13 protein-coding genes and 1 other RNA gene are annotated in these 15690 nt (G+C 61.5%); 9 read left to right on the forward strand and 5 right to left on the reverse strand.

Annotated elements, in window-relative coordinates; all coding sequences use genetic code 11:
* Positions 1 to 602: 602 nt before the first annotated feature.
* The 5 genes from ssrA to GCN75_RS20270 all read right to left on the reverse strand — a co-directional run bounded on the left by ssrA (position 603) and on the right by GCN75_RS20270 (position 3752).
* Positions 603 to 963: a transfer-messenger RNA gene (gene ssrA, locus GCN75_RS20250) on the reverse strand.
* 83 nt (positions 964 to 1046) lie between these two features.
* Positions 1047 to 1751, reverse strand: coding sequence for an HAD family hydrolase (locus tag GCN75_RS20255; protein WP_152284020.1), 705 nt, complete (start codon positions 1749 to 1751; stop codon positions 1047 to 1049).
* 68 nt (positions 1752 to 1819) lie between these two features.
* A complete protein-coding gene (ubiG, locus tag GCN75_RS20260) occupies positions 1820 to 2515 on the reverse strand; it encodes a bifunctional 2-polyprenyl-6-hydroxyphenol methylase/3-demethylubiquinol 3-O-methyltransferase UbiG (protein ID WP_151093171.1) in 696 nt (231 codons plus the stop codon).
* Positions 2516 to 2649: 134 nt separating this feature from the next.
* A complete protein-coding gene (gene ompA / locus GCN75_RS20265) occupies positions 2650 to 3360 on the reverse strand; it encodes an outer membrane protein OmpA (RefSeq protein WP_071078971.1) in 711 nt (236 codons plus the stop codon).
* A 164-nt stretch (positions 3361 to 3524) separates the two neighbouring features.
* Positions 3525 to 3752 (reverse strand): hypothetical protein, encoded by a 228-nt coding sequence (locus GCN75_RS20270; RefSeq protein ID WP_152284021.1) that lies wholly within the window; start codon positions 3750 to 3752, stop codon positions 3525 to 3527.
* A 264-nt stretch (positions 3753 to 4016) separates the two neighbouring features.
* Between GCN75_RS20270 and gyrA the strand changes: the two genes are divergently transcribed.
* From gyrA to rpsA, 9 genes are all read left to right on the forward strand, one after another.
* Positions 4017 to 6695 carry a DNA gyrase subunit A gene (gene gyrA / locus GCN75_RS20275; RefSeq protein WP_152284022.1) on the forward strand — a complete coding sequence of 893 codons (2679 nt, stop codon included), beginning with the start codon at positions 4017 to 4019 and terminating at the stop codon, positions 6693 to 6695.
* Positions 6696 to 6800: 105 nt separating this feature from the next.
* Positions 6801 to 7385, forward strand: coding sequence for a DUF2059 domain-containing protein (locus GCN75_RS20280; protein ID WP_152284023.1), 585 nt, complete (start codon positions 6801 to 6803; stop codon positions 7383 to 7385).
* Positions 7386 to 7411: 26 nt separating this feature from the next.
* Complete coding sequence (serC, locus tag GCN75_RS20285; protein WP_152284024.1) at positions 7412 to 8503, forward strand: 3-phosphoserine/phosphohydroxythreonine transaminase; 1092 nt, start codon at positions 7412 to 7414, stop codon at positions 8501 to 8503.
* 82 nt (positions 8504 to 8585) lie between these two features.
* Positions 8586 to 9656 carry a prephenate dehydratase gene (gene pheA, locus GCN75_RS20290; RefSeq protein WP_152258110.1) on the forward strand — a complete coding sequence of 357 codons (1071 nt, stop codon included), beginning with the start codon at positions 8586 to 8588 and terminating at the stop codon, positions 9654 to 9656.
* 128 nt (positions 9657 to 9784) lie between these two features.
* Positions 9785 to 10891 (forward strand): histidinol-phosphate transaminase, encoded by a 1107-nt coding sequence (gene hisC, locus GCN75_RS20295; RefSeq protein WP_152284025.1) that lies wholly within the window; start codon positions 9785 to 9787, stop codon positions 10889 to 10891.
* 4 nt (positions 10892 to 10895) lie between these two features.
* Positions 10896 to 11801: a prephenate dehydrogenase gene (locus GCN75_RS20300; protein WP_152284026.1), complete on the forward strand. Its 906-nt coding sequence runs from the start codon at positions 10896 to 10898 to the stop codon at positions 11799 to 11801.
* A 15-nt stretch (positions 11802 to 11816) separates the two neighbouring features.
* Complete coding sequence (gene aroA / locus GCN75_RS20305; protein ID WP_152284027.1) at positions 11817 to 13172, forward strand: 3-phosphoshikimate 1-carboxyvinyltransferase; 1356 nt, start codon at positions 11817 to 11819, stop codon at positions 13170 to 13172.
* A 15-nt stretch (positions 13173 to 13187) separates the two neighbouring features.
* Positions 13188 to 13856: a (d)CMP kinase gene (gene cmk, locus GCN75_RS20310; protein ID WP_152258114.1), complete on the forward strand. Its 669-nt coding sequence runs from the start codon at positions 13188 to 13190 to the stop codon at positions 13854 to 13856.
* Positions 13857 to 13968: 112 nt separating this feature from the next.
* Positions 13969 to 15681, forward strand: coding sequence for a 30S ribosomal protein S1 (gene rpsA, locus GCN75_RS20315; protein WP_071650172.1), 1713 nt, complete (start codon positions 13969 to 13971; stop codon positions 15679 to 15681).
* Positions 15682 to 15690 lie beyond the last annotated feature (9 nt).

Here is a 15690-nt window from a genome sequence, read left to right on the forward strand (position 1 = left end):
GACATCAGCCACTACCTGATGCACCGGTATAACTGGATACGGCCACATCAGTTCAATGAGGGATTGGCTCCGGCCGTCACCGAAGAAAAACTTAACGTAGTGTCCGGGATGGGTTGACCACTACACTCCATAACCTCGCGAACGCTGCGACCCTATCGTAAGACCCCTCGAACCCCTGTTCCTTTAAGTCCTAATGAATCCGTTTTAGCGTGCGCCGTTGCTTGCGCGTCCGCGCTGCTTCAGTTTGCAAATTACGCGGTGAAATGGGTCAGATTTCACTGCAAATCAACTGGTCGCTGCTCTGAGAAAAACGTTTCCGCATCGCCCGTTTCGGGTGACACAATAGAAAAGCGTTGCGTGCGGAATGAAATTTATCCTAACCTATTGATATAAATGGGAAATTTAGGAGACTTGAAAACTAGAGTCTGTTAGTCATTACAGACCGATGATGCACTGGCATGATCGATCCAGCGCAAATGACCCTACGAGTAGGCGAAAAAAAAGCTGTCATTGTGTTGTCATTCCCAGGCTAAAACAGCCCAAAAACAACCCAAATAATGACAGCCTTCTTCTTGCTAACTACTTGATTCTAAATAATTCAGTGGTGGAGACGGCGGGAATCGAACCCGCGTCCGCAAGCACTCCACAGACAGTTCTACATACTTAGCACTATCATTTAATTTAACTCAGCCAGCACGGATGTGCACGTTATGGGCAAGCGAGTTACCTATTATTTAGTCGGACGCTAAGTAACCCAGCATACGACGAGTCCCTGTAAATGACTCTAGAGCTTTTGACGGCCCACCCCAGGGACGAGGTGTTCTAGAGCTAACAGCGATTAAGCTGCCAGTGCGTACGAGTTATCGTTTGCAGTTAAGTTTTTTCAGGTTGTATTTACGAGGTAGCCCGCCCTCGGTATGCCCTGCGCTGCTTTGCAACCCACGTCGAAACCAGGTCGTCCCCACAGAACCTTCATTGTAGCGCAATCTTCACACTCTTGCATGATGCATTCGTAGAGCGGCGCGACAAGTACGGTCTATGCGGATCTATGCCGCCAGATGCCCGTCCTGCGCCGCCTTCACTACGCCCGTCACTAGGTCGAGCAAGGCTTGCGGCGTGTCCAGCAGGTGGTCGGCGTTCCAGTGCTGCGGTTCGACGGCGCCGCAGTAGCCCCAGGCGCAGGCCACCGTGCGCATGCCGGCGGCGCGGCCGGCCTGGATGTCGCGCAGGTCGTCGCCCACGTACCAGCAGTCTTGCGGCGCCAGGTCCAGGCGGCGCGCTGCTTCCAGCAGGGGGGCGGGGTGCGGTTTCGGGTGGGGCATGGTGTCGCCCGAGATCACGCAGCCGGCTGCGCCCAGGCCGATCTGGCCCACCAGCGGGTCGGTGAAGCGGGCGGCCTTGTTGGTGACCACGCCCCAGGCCAGGCCCAGCGCCTGCAGGCCGTCGAGCATGGCGGGGATGCCGTCGAACAAGCGGCTTTCCACGGCCAGCGCCGCTTCGTAATTGTTCAGGAAGCCGTCCTTCAGGGCTTCGTAGCCGCTTTCGCCCGGTTGGACGCCATAGGACGCGCCGATCATGCCGCGCGCGCCGGCCGAGGCGGTGGGGCGCAGGATCTCATACGGGGTGGGCGCCAGGCCGGCGCGCGCGCGCAGCAGATTGATGGCCGCCGCCAGGTCGGGCGCGGTGTCGGCCAGGGTGCCGTCGAGGTCGAACAGGATGGCGCGCGGGGCTGGCAGGGGGGCTGTAATCATGGCGGGCAAAGTGTGTCAAGTAGGAATGAAAAATGGCGGCCGCAGCCGCCTTGTATTGTGCGTGATGGTTACAGCGGCCGGGTGCAGGCCACCAGATAATTGACGCTGGTATCGCTATTAAGTGAGTAAATCTTGGTCAGCGGATTGTAGCCCATGCCGCGCATGCTGTTGACGTCCAGGCCGGCGCTGCGCACGTATTGCGACAGTTCGGCCGGGGTGATGAACTTGTCATAGTCGTGCGTGCCTTTCGGCAGCAGGCGCAGCAGGTATTCGGCGCCCAGGATGGCGAACAGATACGCTTTCGGGTTGCGGTTCAGGGTCGACAGGAAGACGTGGCCGCCCGGTTTTACCAGCGCGGCGCAGGCTTTCACGATGGCGGCGGGGTCCGGCACGTGCTCGAGCATTTCCATGCAGGTCACGACGTCGTACTGGCCCGGCTCTTCCTCGGCCATGGCTTCGGCGGCGATCAGCTTGTAGCGCACCTTGGCGCCCGATTCCAGGCTGTGCAAGTCGGCCACTTTCAGGGCCTTGTCGGACAGGTCGATGCCCGTCACGTCGGCACCCTTGCGGGCCATCGATTCGGCCAGGATGCCGCCGCCGCAGCCGATGTCGATCACGCGCTTGCCGGCCAGCGGCACTTTCGCGTTGATCCATTCCAGGCGCAGGGGGTTAATTTCGTGCAGGGGACGAAACTCGGAAGTGGGGTCCCACCAGCGGTGGGCCAGCTCACTGAATTTTTGGATTTCAAGAGGGTCGGCGTTCATAGGTCGAATAATAGCGGCAATTTTACAATTGGGCAGCCACGGACGAAAAAAAACCCCGCCGTGGCGGGGTTTTTTCATGATGTCCTTGACTTGCGCGATGACTTGCGGCAAGTCCCAGGTTAGCGGTTCAGCGATTACTTGTTGCGGGTACCAACAACTTCGATTTCCACGCGACGGTTTTTCGCACGGCCTTCGGCAGTTTTGTTGTCAGCAACAGGTTGTTTCTCGCCTTTGCCTTCGGTGTACACGCGGTTGCTTTCAACGCCTTTGGAAACCAGGTAGGCTTTGACAGCATCAGCACGACGTACCGACAGTTTTTGGTTGTAAGCATCGGTGCCGACGGAGTCGGTGTGACCCACAGCGATGATGACTTCCAGGTTGATGCCGCCCAGTTGTGCGGACAGCTCGTCCAGCTTGGCTTTGCCTTCTGGCTTCAGCGTTGCTTTGTCGAAATCGAAGAATGCATCAGCAGCGAAGCTGACTTTTTCCGAGGTAGGAGCAACAACGACTGGCACTGGTACGACAACGACTGGTGCCGGTGCTGGTACGACTGGTGCTGGTGGTGCTACGCATTTGCCGTCTTGCAGGGTTTCTGGCTCTACGCACAGTGGCACGTCGCAACCTGGCACCGCGTCAGCAGGTGTCCAGTAGCCGGTACGCCAGCACAGACCGAATGGGTCACGCACGATGACGCCGCGAGCATCTTGCACGTAAGCGCTTTTTGGGCTTGGTGCTTTGATGTCAGTGGTAACTGGCGCGAACGGTGGGGAGGTTGGGGTTTGGGCCGAAGCCGAGCCAGCAATCACTGCGGATGCAGCGAAAAACAGCGTTACAAATTTATTCATTCTTTTTTCCTTTCGGGGGGTGATATCCGCAGAACAACACTGCGCTACTGGTGCTACGTGCCAAGATTTTATCATGTAGACCATATGCGCTCGTTTCAGATTGCGAAACTAGCAATTAACTTCCCAGTCATTTTGCCACACGCATCAGGGGCGCACGACCGTGGTTAAATCAAAGCTTGCCCGATTTTAGACCGTGCGTTGTTTTTGCGCAACGAAAATGCCCATTTGTAACGCGGCTGTAACAATTGATCGCTTTTTTTGCCTCTTTTCAGGGCAGGTATCTTGAACTGGTATTGCCATTGTGCATTATCGGCAGGCCGGCATGCACGCCGCCGGTGCAAACTGACAATATTGTCGGCATGGCCAATTTGTACAGGGAGCTGGGCGCGCATGCTAAAATCGTGCGCTTGACTGTTAAGAGTGTCGAGCAAATGCCCACGGCGGCACGGCATGGCCAGCACGTACCCCTGCGGTACGCGTACTGGCCGTACCGCCAGCCCGCCGATTTGTGCAGGCACTCTGCGACATGGAGACCGGGCCGCGCCAGCAGCGCGCGGCGCGGCGTCCACGACGACAGCCGCCTAGGATATGCAGTATTGCGTCATACATTGCGTAACAGATAAGTTAACCACAGCCTGAGATCAGTCGAACCGCCAATGGATCAATTCGCAAAAGAAACAATTCCTATTTCCCTCGAAGAAGAGATGCGCAAGAGCTACCTCGATTACGCCATGAGCGTGATCGTCGGTCGCGCCTTGCCCGATGCGCGTGATGGCTTGAAGCCAGTGCACCGCCGCGTCTTGTTCGCGATGCATGAAATGAATAACGTGTGGAACCGCCCTTACGTCAAGTGCGCCCGCGTGGTCGGCGAAACCATGGGTAAATACCATCCCCACGGCGATGCCTCGATCTACGACACCTTGGTGCGCATGGCGCAAGATTTTTCGCTGCGCTACATGCTCGTCGATGGCCAGGGCAACTTCGGTTCCGTCGACGGCGACGGCGCCGCGGCGATGCGTTACACCGAGTGCCGCCTGGACAAGATCGCCAGCGAGCTGCTGGCCGATATCGACAAGGATACCGTCGACTTCCAGCCCAACTACGATGGCAAGGAAAAGGAACCGACGGTCTTGCCGACGCGTATCCCGAACCTGCTGATCAACGGCTCGTCCGGTATCGCCGTTGGCATGGCGACGAACATTCCGCCACACAACATCACGGAAGTCATCGACGGCGCGCTGCACGTGCTGCGCAACCCCGATTGCACGATCGATGAATTGATCGAGCTGATCCCGGCGCCCGATTTCCCGACGGCCGGCATCATCTATGGCGTGTCCGGCGTGCGCGACGGCTACCGCACGGGCCGCGGCCGCGTGGTGATGCGCGCCAAGACCCACTTCGAAGAATACGGCAAGGATGGCGGCCGCATCGCCATCATCGTCGACGAGCTGCCATTCCAGGTCAACAAGAAATCCTTGCTGGAACGCATCGCCGAAAACGTGCGCGACAAGAAGCTCGACGGCATTTCCGACATCCGCGACGAATCCGACAAGTCGGGCATGCGCGTGGTGATCGAGCTGAAACGGGGCGAAGTGCCGGAAGTGGTGCTCAACAACCTGTACAAGCAGACCCAGTTGCAGGACACCTTCGGCATGAACATGGTGGCCCTGGTCGACGGCCAGCCGAAACTGCTGAACCTCAAGCAGATGCTGCAATGCTTCCTGTCGCACCGCCGCGAAGTGGTCACACGCCGCACCGTGTTCGAACTGCGCAAGGCGCGCGAACGCGGCCACGTACTGGAAGGCCTGGCAGTCGCGCTGGCCAACATCGATGACTTCATCGCCATCATCAAGGCCGCGCCGACGCCGCCGATCGCCAAGGTCGAGCTGATGGCCAAGGCCTGGGATTCGTCCGTCGTGCGCGAAATGCTGGCCCGCACGGGCGACGGCACGACGCCGGGCGGCGTGGACGCCTACCGTCCGGAAAACCTGCCGAAGCACTACGGCATGCAGACGGATGGCCTGTACAAGCTGTCGGACGACCAGGCGCAGGAAATTCTGCAGATGCGCCTGCAGCGCCTGACCGGCCTGGAGCAGGACAAGATCGTCAACGAGTACAAGGACGTGATGGCACATATCGCCGACCTGCTCGACATCCTGGCCAAGCCGGAACGCGTCACCGTCATCATCACCGATGAAATGACGGCGGCGAAGAACGAATACGGCGCCGGCAACAAGGACGTGCGCCGCTCGCAGATCGAACTCAATGCCACCGACCTGGAAACGGAAGACCTGATCACGCCGCAGGACATGGTCGTGACCCTGTCGCACACCGGTTACATGAAGGCGCAGCCGATCACCGAATACCGCGCGCAGAAGCGCGGCGGACGGGGCAAGCAGGCGATGGCGACGAAAGAGGAAGACTGGATCGACCAGCTGTTCATCGCCAACACGCACGACTACATCCTGTGCTTCTCGGATCGCGGCCGCATGTACTGGCTGAAGGTATGGGAAGTGCCGCAAGGCTCGCGCAATTCGCGCGGCAAGCCGATCGTCAACATGTTCCCGCTGCAGGACAACGAAAAGATCACCGTGATCCTGCCGCTGTCGGGCGAGAACCGCACGTTCCCGGAAGACCATTACGTGTTCATGTCGACCAGCCTCGGTACCGTCAAGAAGACGCCGCTGAAGGACTTCAGCAATCCACGCAAGGCCGGCATCATCGCGGTCGACCTGGACGACGGCGACTTCCTGATCGGCGCGGCGCTGACCGACGGCCAGCACGACGTGATGCTGTTCTCCGATTCGGGCAAGGCAGTGCGCTTCGACGAAAACGACGTGCGTCCGATGGGCCGCACGGCGCGCGGCGTGCGCGGCATGAACCTGGAAGAAGGCCAGCACGTGATCGCCCTGCTGGTGGCCGAGAACGAGCAGCAGTCGGTGCTGACGGCCACGGAAAACGGCTACGGCAAGCGTACGCCGATCACCGAGTACACGCGCCATGGCCGCGGCACGAAAGGCATGATCGCCATCCAGACCAGCGAGCGTAACGGTAAAGTGGTTGCTGCGACCCTGGTCGATACCAGCGATGAAATCATGCTGATCACCACCGGTGGCGTGCTGATCCGCACCCGCGTGTCGGAAATCCGCGAGATGGGCCGCGCGACGCAGGGCGTGACCCTGATCGCCGTGGAAGACGGCACCAAGCTGTCCGGCCTGCAGCGCGTGGTGGAGACGGATATCGACGAAGTCGAGCTGACGACGGAGGCGGGCACGGATGCCGCGCCGGCGGCGGCTGAACCAGCCGATCCTGTCGACCCGGCCCAGCCGGAGTAAGATGATTGGGGCTCTTTCGGGAGCCCCAATTGCTATTGGCGCGCCAGTTGCGGCGCCAGCCTGCGTTTTTCAGCTGTTCCCCGCTTTTGTAAAGTCCCGCATGCCATGAGAAAAATCGTCGCCACCTTCTTCGCCGCGTTTTCGCTGGCCTTCCTTGCGACCCTGCCGGCCCTGGCCCAGAACGCGCAAGCCACGCCCGCCCGGCAAGCTGCGCCCAGCCCCGCCATGAAAGTGGCCGTGCGGCGCATGCTCGACGCGATGCAGTTCCCGCAGCTGACGCGCAGCATCTTCGACCAGATGCTGCAATCGGTGCCCGCCATGATCCGCCAGTCGGCACTGCAGCAGATCAGCAGCAACCCGAACCTGGACGAGCAGCGCAAGGCGCGCGCGCTTGCCAGCGCCGAGGAGGAAATCCCCGTCGCCATCGCCACCCTGACGCAGGTGCTGGCCGACCCGACCCTGATCGACGAGCTGGCCGCCGAAATGGTGCCCCTGTACGCGCGCTTTTACACGGTGCCCGAAGTCGAGCAGCTGACGACCTTCTACAAGACGCCGCTGGGGCGCAAGATGCTGGCCACCATGCCGCAGCTGTCGGCCGAATCGATGGCCATCAGCCAGCGCGTGCTGATCCCGCGCGTGAATGCCGTGCTTGACCAGGTCATGCGGGCGGCCACGCAGTCGCCCCAATAATTCCCATTTTTGCCAAGGATAGCCTCGTGACCCATATCTATAACTTCTCCGCCGGACCGGCCGTACTGCCCAAGGAAGTGCTGGCGCAAGCGGCCGCGGAAATGCAGGACTGGCATGGCAGCGGCATGTCGGTGATGGAAATGAGCCACCGCGGTCCTGAATTCATCTCCATCTACCAGCAGGCAGTGGCCGACCTGCGCGAGCTGCTGGCCGTGCCCGCCAACTACAAGATCCTGTTCCTGCAGGGCGGCGGCCTGGGCGAGAACGCCATCATTCCCATGAATCTGGCGGGCCTGGCCGCGCAGCAGCCGGCCACCGTGGACTTCGTGCACACGGGCTCGTGGTCCGGCAAGTCGATCCAGGAAGCGGCCAAGTATGCCAACGTCAACGTGGCCGCGTCGTCCAGGGCGGCCCGTTTCACGGGCGTGCCGCCGGTCGCCGAATGGCAGCTGACGCCGGGCGCCGCCTACCTGCACATCTGCACCAATGAAACCATCGACGGCGTGGAATTCCAGCAGGCGCCAGACGTGCCGGCAGGCACGACCATCGTGGCCGACATGTCCTCCCACATTCTGTCGCGCGTCATTGATGTGTCGCAATACGGCGTGATCTTCGGCGGCGCGCAGAAAAACATCGGCCCGGCCGGCCTGACGGTCGTCATCGTGCGCGAAGACTTGCTGGGCAAGGCGCTGCCGATCTGCCCGTCCGCTTTCGACTGGACCATCGTGGCCGAACATGAGTCGATGTACAACACGCCGCCCACCTACGGCATCTATATCGCCGGCCTGGTTTTCCAGTGGCTGAAACGGCAAGGTGGCGTTGCAGCCATGGAACAGCGTAATATTGAGAAAGCGGCGCTGCTGTACGCGGCGCTCGATGCGGACGACTTCTACCAGAACCGGGTCGAACCGGCCTACCGCTCGCGCATGACCATCCCGTTCTATCTGCGCGACGAAAGTCTGAACGACGCATTCCTGGCCGGCGCCAAGCAGCGCGGCCTGCTGCAACTGAAGGGCCACAAGTCCGTCGGCGGCATGCGTGCATCGATCTATAACGCGATGCCGATCGAGGGCGTGCAAGCCCTGGTCAACTATTTGAACGAGTTTGCCGGACGCTGAGTCGCCTAGACGACTGCGCCGGCCCGCCGCCGGCGCAGGCCGCGCGGCCATGATTGAAGTACAGCTGACGAAACAAACCACCATGACCGATAAATTGAAACCGCTGCGCGAACAGATCGATGCGATCGACGCGCAAATCCTCGACCTACTGAACCGCCGCGCGCAAATCGCCCAGCAAGTGGGCCACGTAAAAGCCGAGACGCAGGCGCCCGTGTTCCGTCCCGAACGCGAGGCGCAGGTGCTGCGCGGCGTGGCCGAGCGCAATCCCGGCCCCATGGGCGACCGCGAAGTGCAGACCATCTTCCGCGAAATCATGTCGTCCTGCCGCTCGCTGGAAAAGCGCGTCACCGTCGCCTATCTGGGCCCGGCCGGCACCTTCAGCGAACAGGCCGTGTACCAGCAGTTCGGCAGCGCCGTCGAAGGCTTGCCGTGCGCGTCCATCGATGAAGTGTTCCGCTCCGCCGAAGCGGGGACGGCCGACTTCGGCGTGGTGCCGATCGAGAATTCCTCGGAAGGCGCCGTCAACCGCACGCTCGACATGATGCTGCAGACCAGTCTCATCATCAGCGGCGAAGTGGCCATCGCCGTGCACCACAGCCTGATGACGAAGAGCGGCAACATGGATGGCGTCACGTCCATCTGCGCCCATTCGCAGGCGCTGGCCCAGTGCCAGGTCTGGCTGAACCAGAACTACCCGCACATCGAGCGCCGCGCCGTGGCGTCGAATGCCGAAGCGGCCCGCCTGGCCGGCGAAGACGGCACGGTGGCGGCGATTGCCAGCGAACTGGCGGGCGCGCAGTACAAGCTGGGCGTGGTCAAGGGCCATATCCAGGACGACCCGCACAACCGCACGCGCTTTGCCGTCGTGGGGACCTTGCAGACGGCGCCGTCGGGCAAGGACCAGACCTCGCTGGTGCTGGCCGTGCCGAACAAGGCGGGCGCCGTGTACCAGCTGCTCGCGCCGCTGGCGAAACACGGCGTGTCGATGACGCGCTTCGAGTCGCGCCCGGCGCGCATGGGTAGCTGGGAGTATTATTTCTATGTCGATGTGGAAGGCCACGTGCACGATGCAGCCGTCGCCCAGGCGCTGGCTGAATTGCAGGGCAATGCGGCCTTCTTCAAGGTGCTGGGGTCGTATCCTGTCAGTCTGTGACGTCGACGGTGGTGTCGGATTGCGGCCCGCGGCCTGATCCGGCCTACAATAAGCCGTCGCCTGGGTTCGCGCAGCGTAACCCGACAACAGCCTCCAGCCTAATCATTCACCAACTTTTAAAGAACACCATGTCTAAAAATATCGGTCCAGAATACGTCCGCGCCATCGCCCCTTACCAGAGCGGCAAACCGATCGCGGAAGTCGCGCGCGAATTCGGCCTCGACGAGGCAGCCATCGTCAAGCTGGCGTCGAATGAAAACCCGTACGGCATGCCGGAATCGGCCAAGCAGGCGATGATCGCCGCCATCGATGACCTGGGCCGCTACCCGGACGCCAACGGCTTCGAGCTGAAAGCCGTGCTGTCGAAGCGCTATGACGTGCCGGCCGACTGGATCACCCTGGGCAACGGCAGCAACGACATCCTGGAAATCGCCGCGCACGCGTTTGTCGAGCACGGCCAGTCCGTCGTGTACTCGCAGTACTCGTTCGCCGTGTACGCGCTGGCCACGCAAGGCCTGGGCGCGCGCCACATCGTCGTGCCGGCGCAAGCCTATGGCCATGACCTGGACGCGATGGCGGCGGCGATTGCCGACGACACGCGCCTGGTCTTCATCGCCAATCCGAACAACCCGACCGGCACCTTCCTGACGGCCGCACAGCTCGAAGCGTTCCTGCAGAAAGTGCCGCAGCACGTGGTGGTGGTGCTGGACGAAGCCTACAACGAGTTCCTGTCGGCCGACGATCAGTACGAATCGACGGCCTGGGTGCGCCAGTATCCGAACCTGGTGGTCTCGCGCACCCTGTCGAAGGCCTACGGCCTGGCCGGCCTGCGCATCGGCTTCGCCATCGCCCAGCCGGCGCTGACGGACCTGATGAACCGCATCCGCCAGCCGTTCAACGTCAATTCGCTGGCGCAGGCAGCCGCCATCGCGGCCCTGAACGACAAGGACTTCCTCGAGCAGAGCGCGCGCAACAACGCGGCCGGCTACCAGCAGTTCACGCAAGCGTTCGCGCAACTGGGCCTGGAATACGTGCCGTCGCACGGCAATTTCGTGCTGGTGAAAGTGGGCGACGACGACGGCGCCGGCGCGCGCGTCAACCTGGCGTTGCTGAAACAGGGCGTCATCGTGCGTCCCGTGGGCAGCTATGGCTTGCCGCAGTGGCTGCGCATCTCCATCGGCCTGCCGCAGGAAAACGCCATCTTCATCGCCGCGCTGACGAAAGCGCTGGCTTGACGATATGACGACGCCTGCACTGAAAAAAATCGTCATCTTCGGCGTAGGCCTGATCGGCGGCTCGTTCGCGCGCGCCTTGAAGCATGCGGGCGCGGTGCAAACCGTGGTCGGCATGGGCCGCTCGCCCGCGTCGATGGCGCGCGCGCTGGAGCTGGGCATCATCGACGAAATCGGCGGCGACATGGCCGCGGCGCTTGCGGGCGCCGACCTGGTGCTGCTGGCCGCGCCCGTGGCGCAGACGGGCGCCATCCTGGCGTCCATCGCGCCGCACCTGCAGCCCGGTACCATCGTCAGCGATGCGGGCAGCACGAAAAGCGACGTGGTGGCGGCCGCGCGCGCGGCGCTCGGCGGCAAGGCGGGCCAGTTCGTGCCCGGCCACCCGATCGCGGGACGCGAGACGAATGGCCCCGATGCGGCCATCATCGACCTGTATCAGGGCAAGAAAGTGGTGCTCACGCCGCTGGCGGAAAATAGCGCGGCCGATGTGGAACGGGTGGCGGCCGCGTGGCGCGCCTGCGGCGCCATCCTGCACACCTTGAGCCCTGAAGAACATGACAAGGTGTTTGCCGCCGTCAGCCATCTGCCGCACCTGCTGGCCTTTGCGCTGGTCGACGACATCGCCAGGAAGCCGCACGCGGGCCTGCTGTTCCAGTACGCGGCCAGCGGCTTTCGCGACTTTACGCGCATCGCCGGCTCATCGCCGGAAATGTGGCGCGACATCAGCCTGGCCAACCAGCCGGCGCTGCTGCACGAACTCGATGCCTACCTGGCGCAGCTGACGACCTTGCGCGCCCACCTGGCTGCGAACGACGGCGCCGCCATCGAGGGCGTGTATGCGAACGCCCAGCACGCGCGCCAGCAATGGATCGAGGCGATCGAAACGGCGGAAGCGCCCGCGCTCACACAATAATTGAAGGATTCCAGCATGACCCAGACCAAGCAATACCCCCACCATATCGACTTGACGCCCGTGATGCATGCCGAAGGCACGGTGCGCCTGCCCGGCTCGAAAAGCATTTCCAACCGCGTGCTGCTGCTGGCCGCGCTGGCCAAGGGCACGACGAAGATCATCGACCTGCTGGCCTCCGACGACACCTTCGTCATGCTCACGGCACTGACTTCGCTGGGCGTCAAATGGACGCAGGATGAATTGACGGGCGATCCGGCCACGGCGCACCAGGTGCACCACGTGGAAGGCTGCGGCGGCGTCTTCCCGCACCACGAGGCGGACCTGTTCATGGGCAATGCCGGCACGGCCATCCGCCCGCTGACGGCGGCGCTGGCCGTCATCGGCGGCGACTACACCCTGCACGGGGTGTCGCGCATGCACGAGCGTCCCATCGGCGACCTGGTCGACGCGCTGAACGCCGTCGGCACGCAGATCGAGTACACGGGCGAGCAGGGTTTCCCGCCGCTGCGCATCCGCCGCGGCCACATCCACGCGCAGCGCATCGCCGTGCGCGGCAACGTGTCGAGCCAGTTCCTGACGGCCCTCCTGATGGTGGCGCCGCTGATGGCGCGCGACCATGCCGTGACCATCGACGTCACGGGCGAGCTGATCTCGAAGCCGTACATCGAGATCACCCTGAACCTGATGCGCCGTTTCGGCGTGACGGTCGAACATGACGGCTGGCAGTCGTTCACCGTGCAGCCGGGCCAGCAGTACCAGAGCCCGGGCACCATCCACGTCGAGGGCGACGCCTCGTCGGCGTCCTACTTCCTGGCGGCCGGCGCCATCGGCGGCGGTCCCGTGCGCGTGGAAGGCGTGGGGCGCGACAGCATTCAGGGCGACGTGCGCTTCGTCGAAGCCTTGCAGCAGATGGGCGCGACCATCACCATGGGCGAGAACTGGATCGAAGCCCGCTCGAACGGCGTGCTGAAAGCCGTCGACATGGATTTCAACCACATCCCCGACGCGGCCATGACGATCGCCGTGGCCGCCCTGTATGCGGACGGCACTTCGACCCTGCGCAATATCGCCAGCTGGCGCGTAAAAGAGACGGACCGCCTGGCCGCCATGGCCACGGAGTTGCGCAAGCTGGGCGCGCAAGTGGAAGAGGGTGCGGACTACCTGCGCGTGACGCCGCCGGAGCAGATTCTGGCTGCCACCATCGACACGTATGACGACCACCGCATGGCCATGTGCTTTTCGCTGGCCTCGCTGGATGGCGCGGCGCGGCGCGGCAATGAAATGCGCATCAACGACCCGAAATGCGTGGCCAAGACCTTCCCCGAGTATTTCGCCGCGTTTGCGGGGATTGCCAAAGACACCCTGATTTAATTGATTGCCAACACTATGCCGACCTCCAATATCCCAGTCATCGCCATCGACGGCCCCACCGCTTCCGGCAAGGGCACGGTGGCGCACCGCGTGGCCGACAAGCTGGGCTTTCATTACCTGGACTCGGGTGCGCTGTACCGCCTGACGGCCCTGACGGCGCTGCGCCGCGGCACGGACTTGCGCGACGAGCATGCGCTGGCCAAGCTGGCCGAGCACCTGCCCTGCCATTTCGCGGGCGGCGAGATCCTGCTGGCGCAGGAAAACGTCACCGAGCTGATCCGTGCCGAAGAAGTGGGCAATACGGCGTCGAAAATTGCCGTCTTGCCAACCTTGCGCCATGCGCTGGTGGGCTTGCAGCTGGGTTTCCGCAAGACGCCGGGCCTGGTGGCGGACGGACGCGACATGGGCACGGTGATCTTCCCGCACGCCCCGCTGAAGGTGTTCCTCACGGCCAGCGTCGAGGCGCGCGCGCAACGGCGCTACAAGCAATTGATAGACAAGGGTTTTTCTGCTAATATGGAAGACCTTCTGATGGATTTGCAGGCGCGGGACGAACGTGATACTCACCGTGCGATTGCGCCGCTGGTCCCCGCGGAAGGGGCGCATGTCCTCGATACCTCGGCAATGACGGCTGATGAAGCCGTTGAAACCGTGTTGAAATGGTATGCCGCTGCAACAAAATAGCGCGAGCTATGTGGTGCCCGTTGACGGCTCCTGGCCTGTCCGGGTGTGTCAAAAACCTAACCCAGTTTAAGTCGCATCGTGCGATCTCTGCTGGATAACCTGTGTGAACCCTATGTCTACTGTTACAACTAACGAATCTACCGGTATGGAAAGTTTTGCTGCGCTCTTCGAGGAATCGTTGTCGCGTCAAGATATGCGCTCCGGCGAAGTTATTTCCGCTGAAGTCGTGCGCCTCGACCACAATTTCGTGATCGTGAACGCTGGCCTCAAATCCGAAGCATTCATCCCTGTCGAAGAATTCAAGAACGACCACGGTGAACTGGAAGTCAAAGTTGGTGACTTCGTTTCCGTGGCGATCGAATCGCTGGAAAACGGTTTCGGCGATACCATCCTGTCGCGCGATAAAGCCAAGCGTCTGGCTTCGTGGCTGGCTCTGGAAAAAGCGATGGAATCGGGCGAAATCGTCGTCGGTACCGTCAATGGTAAAGTCAAAGGCGGTCTGACCGTGTTGACCAACGGCATCCGCGCATTCCTGCCGGGCTCGCTGGTTGATACCCGTCCTGTCAAAGACACCACCCCATTCGAAGGCAAAACCCTCGAATTCAAAGTGATCAAGCTGGATCGCAAGCGTAACAACGTGGTTCTGTCCCGCCGCGCCGTCATCGAAGCTTCGATGGGCGAAGAGCGTCAGAAACTGATGGAAACGCTGAAAGAAGGCACGGTCGTGACCGGCGTCGTCAAAAATATCACCGACTACGGCGCGTTCGTGGATCTGGGCGGTATCGATGGCCTGCTGCATATCACCGACCTGGCATGGCGCCGTGTACGTCACCCGTCGGAAGTTCTGACGGTTGGCCAGGAAATCACCGCCAAAGTCCTGAAATACGATCAAGAGAAAAACCGTGTTTCGCTGGGCGTGAAACAACTGGGCGACGATCCTTGGACCGGTCTGTCCCGTCGTTACCCACAAAGCACCCGTCTGTTCGGTAAAGTAACGAACCTGACCGACTACGGCGCGTTCGTTGAAGTGGAACAGGGTATCGAAGGTCTGGTACACGTTTCCGAAATGGACTGGACGAACAAAAACGTTGCTCCTAACAAAGTTGTCCAACTGGGCGACGAAGTAGAAGTGATGGTTCTGGAAATCGACGAAGAGCGTCGTCGTATTTCGTTGGGCATGAAACAGTGCAAAGCCAATCCATGGGACGACTTCGGTGTTACCCATAAGAAAGGTGACAAAGTCCGCGGCGCGATCAAATCGATCACCGACTTCGGCGTGTTCATCGGCCTGGCCGGCAACATCGACGGTCTGGTGCACCTGTCCGACCTGTCCTGGACCGAAACCGGCGAAGAAGCCGTGCGTCGCTTCAAGAAAGGTGACGAACTGGAAGCCATCGTTCTGGCCATCGACGTTGAGCGCGAGCGCGTTTCCCTGGGCGTCAAGCAACTGGAAGGTGACCCATTCAACAACTTCGCAGCCATGAACGACAAAGGCTCGCTGGTAACCGGTACCGTTAAATCGGTTGAGCCTAAAGGCGCCGTGATCCAACTGTCCGAAGAAGTTGAAGGCTACCTGCGCGCTTCCGAAATCTCGCGCGACCGCGTTGAAGATGCTGGTACGCACCTGAAAGTCGGCGACACCGTCGAAGCAATGGTGTTGAACATTGACCGCAAAGCCCGTGGTATCCAACTGTCGATCAAAGCGAAAGACAACGTTGAAACCCAGGAAGCCATGCAGAAGATGGCAGCTACCGACAACAACGCAGCTTCGGGCACCACCAGCCTGGGCGCCTTGTTGAAAGCTAAGTTCGATAACAAGAACTAAGACTGCGGA

The organism is Janthinobacterium violaceinigrum (assembly GCF_009208555.1).
Classification (GTDB): Bacteria; Pseudomonadota; Gammaproteobacteria; order Burkholderiales; family Burkholderiaceae_D; genus Janthinobacterium; species Janthinobacterium violaceinigrum.

Coding starts and splice junctions, on each gene's coding strand:
- GCN75_RS20255 (WP_152284020.1), bottom strand. CDS start 1,751: ATGATTACAGCCCCCCTGCCAGCCCCGCGCGCCATCCTGTTCGACCTC.
- ubiG (WP_151093171.1), bottom strand. CDS start 2,515: ATGAACGCCGACCCTCTTGAAATCCAAAAATTCAGTGAGCTGGCCCAC.
- ompA (WP_071078971.1), bottom strand. CDS start 3,360: ATGAATAAATTTGTAACGCTGTTTTTCGCTGCATCCGCAGTGATTGCT.
- GCN75_RS20270 (WP_152284021.1), bottom strand. CDS start 3,752: ATGCGCGCCCAGCTCCCTGTACAAATTGGCCATGCCGACAATATTGTC.
- gyrA (WP_152284022.1), top strand. CDS start 4,017: ATGGATCAATTCGCAAAAGAAACAATTCCTATTTCCCTCGAAGAAGAG.
- GCN75_RS20280 (WP_152284023.1), top strand. CDS start 6,801: ATGAGAAAAATCGTCGCCACCTTCTTCGCCGCGTTTTCGCTGGCCTTC.
- pheA (WP_152258110.1), top strand. CDS start 8,586: ATGACCGATAAATTGAAACCGCTGCGCGAACAGATCGATGCGATCGAC.
- hisC (WP_152284025.1), top strand. CDS start 9,785: ATGTCTAAAAATATCGGTCCAGAATACGTCCGCGCCATCGCCCCTTAC.
- GCN75_RS20300 (WP_152284026.1), top strand. CDS start 10,896: ATGACGACGCCTGCACTGAAAAAAATCGTCATCTTCGGCGTAGGCCTG.
- aroA (WP_152284027.1), top strand. CDS start 11,817: ATGACCCAGACCAAGCAATACCCCCACCATATCGACTTGACGCCCGTG.
- cmk (WP_152258114.1), top strand. CDS start 13,188: ATGCCGACCTCCAATATCCCAGTCATCGCCATCGACGGCCCCACCGCT.
- rpsA (WP_071650172.1), top strand. CDS start 13,969: ATGTCTACTGTTACAACTAACGAATCTACCGGTATGGAAAGTTTTGCT.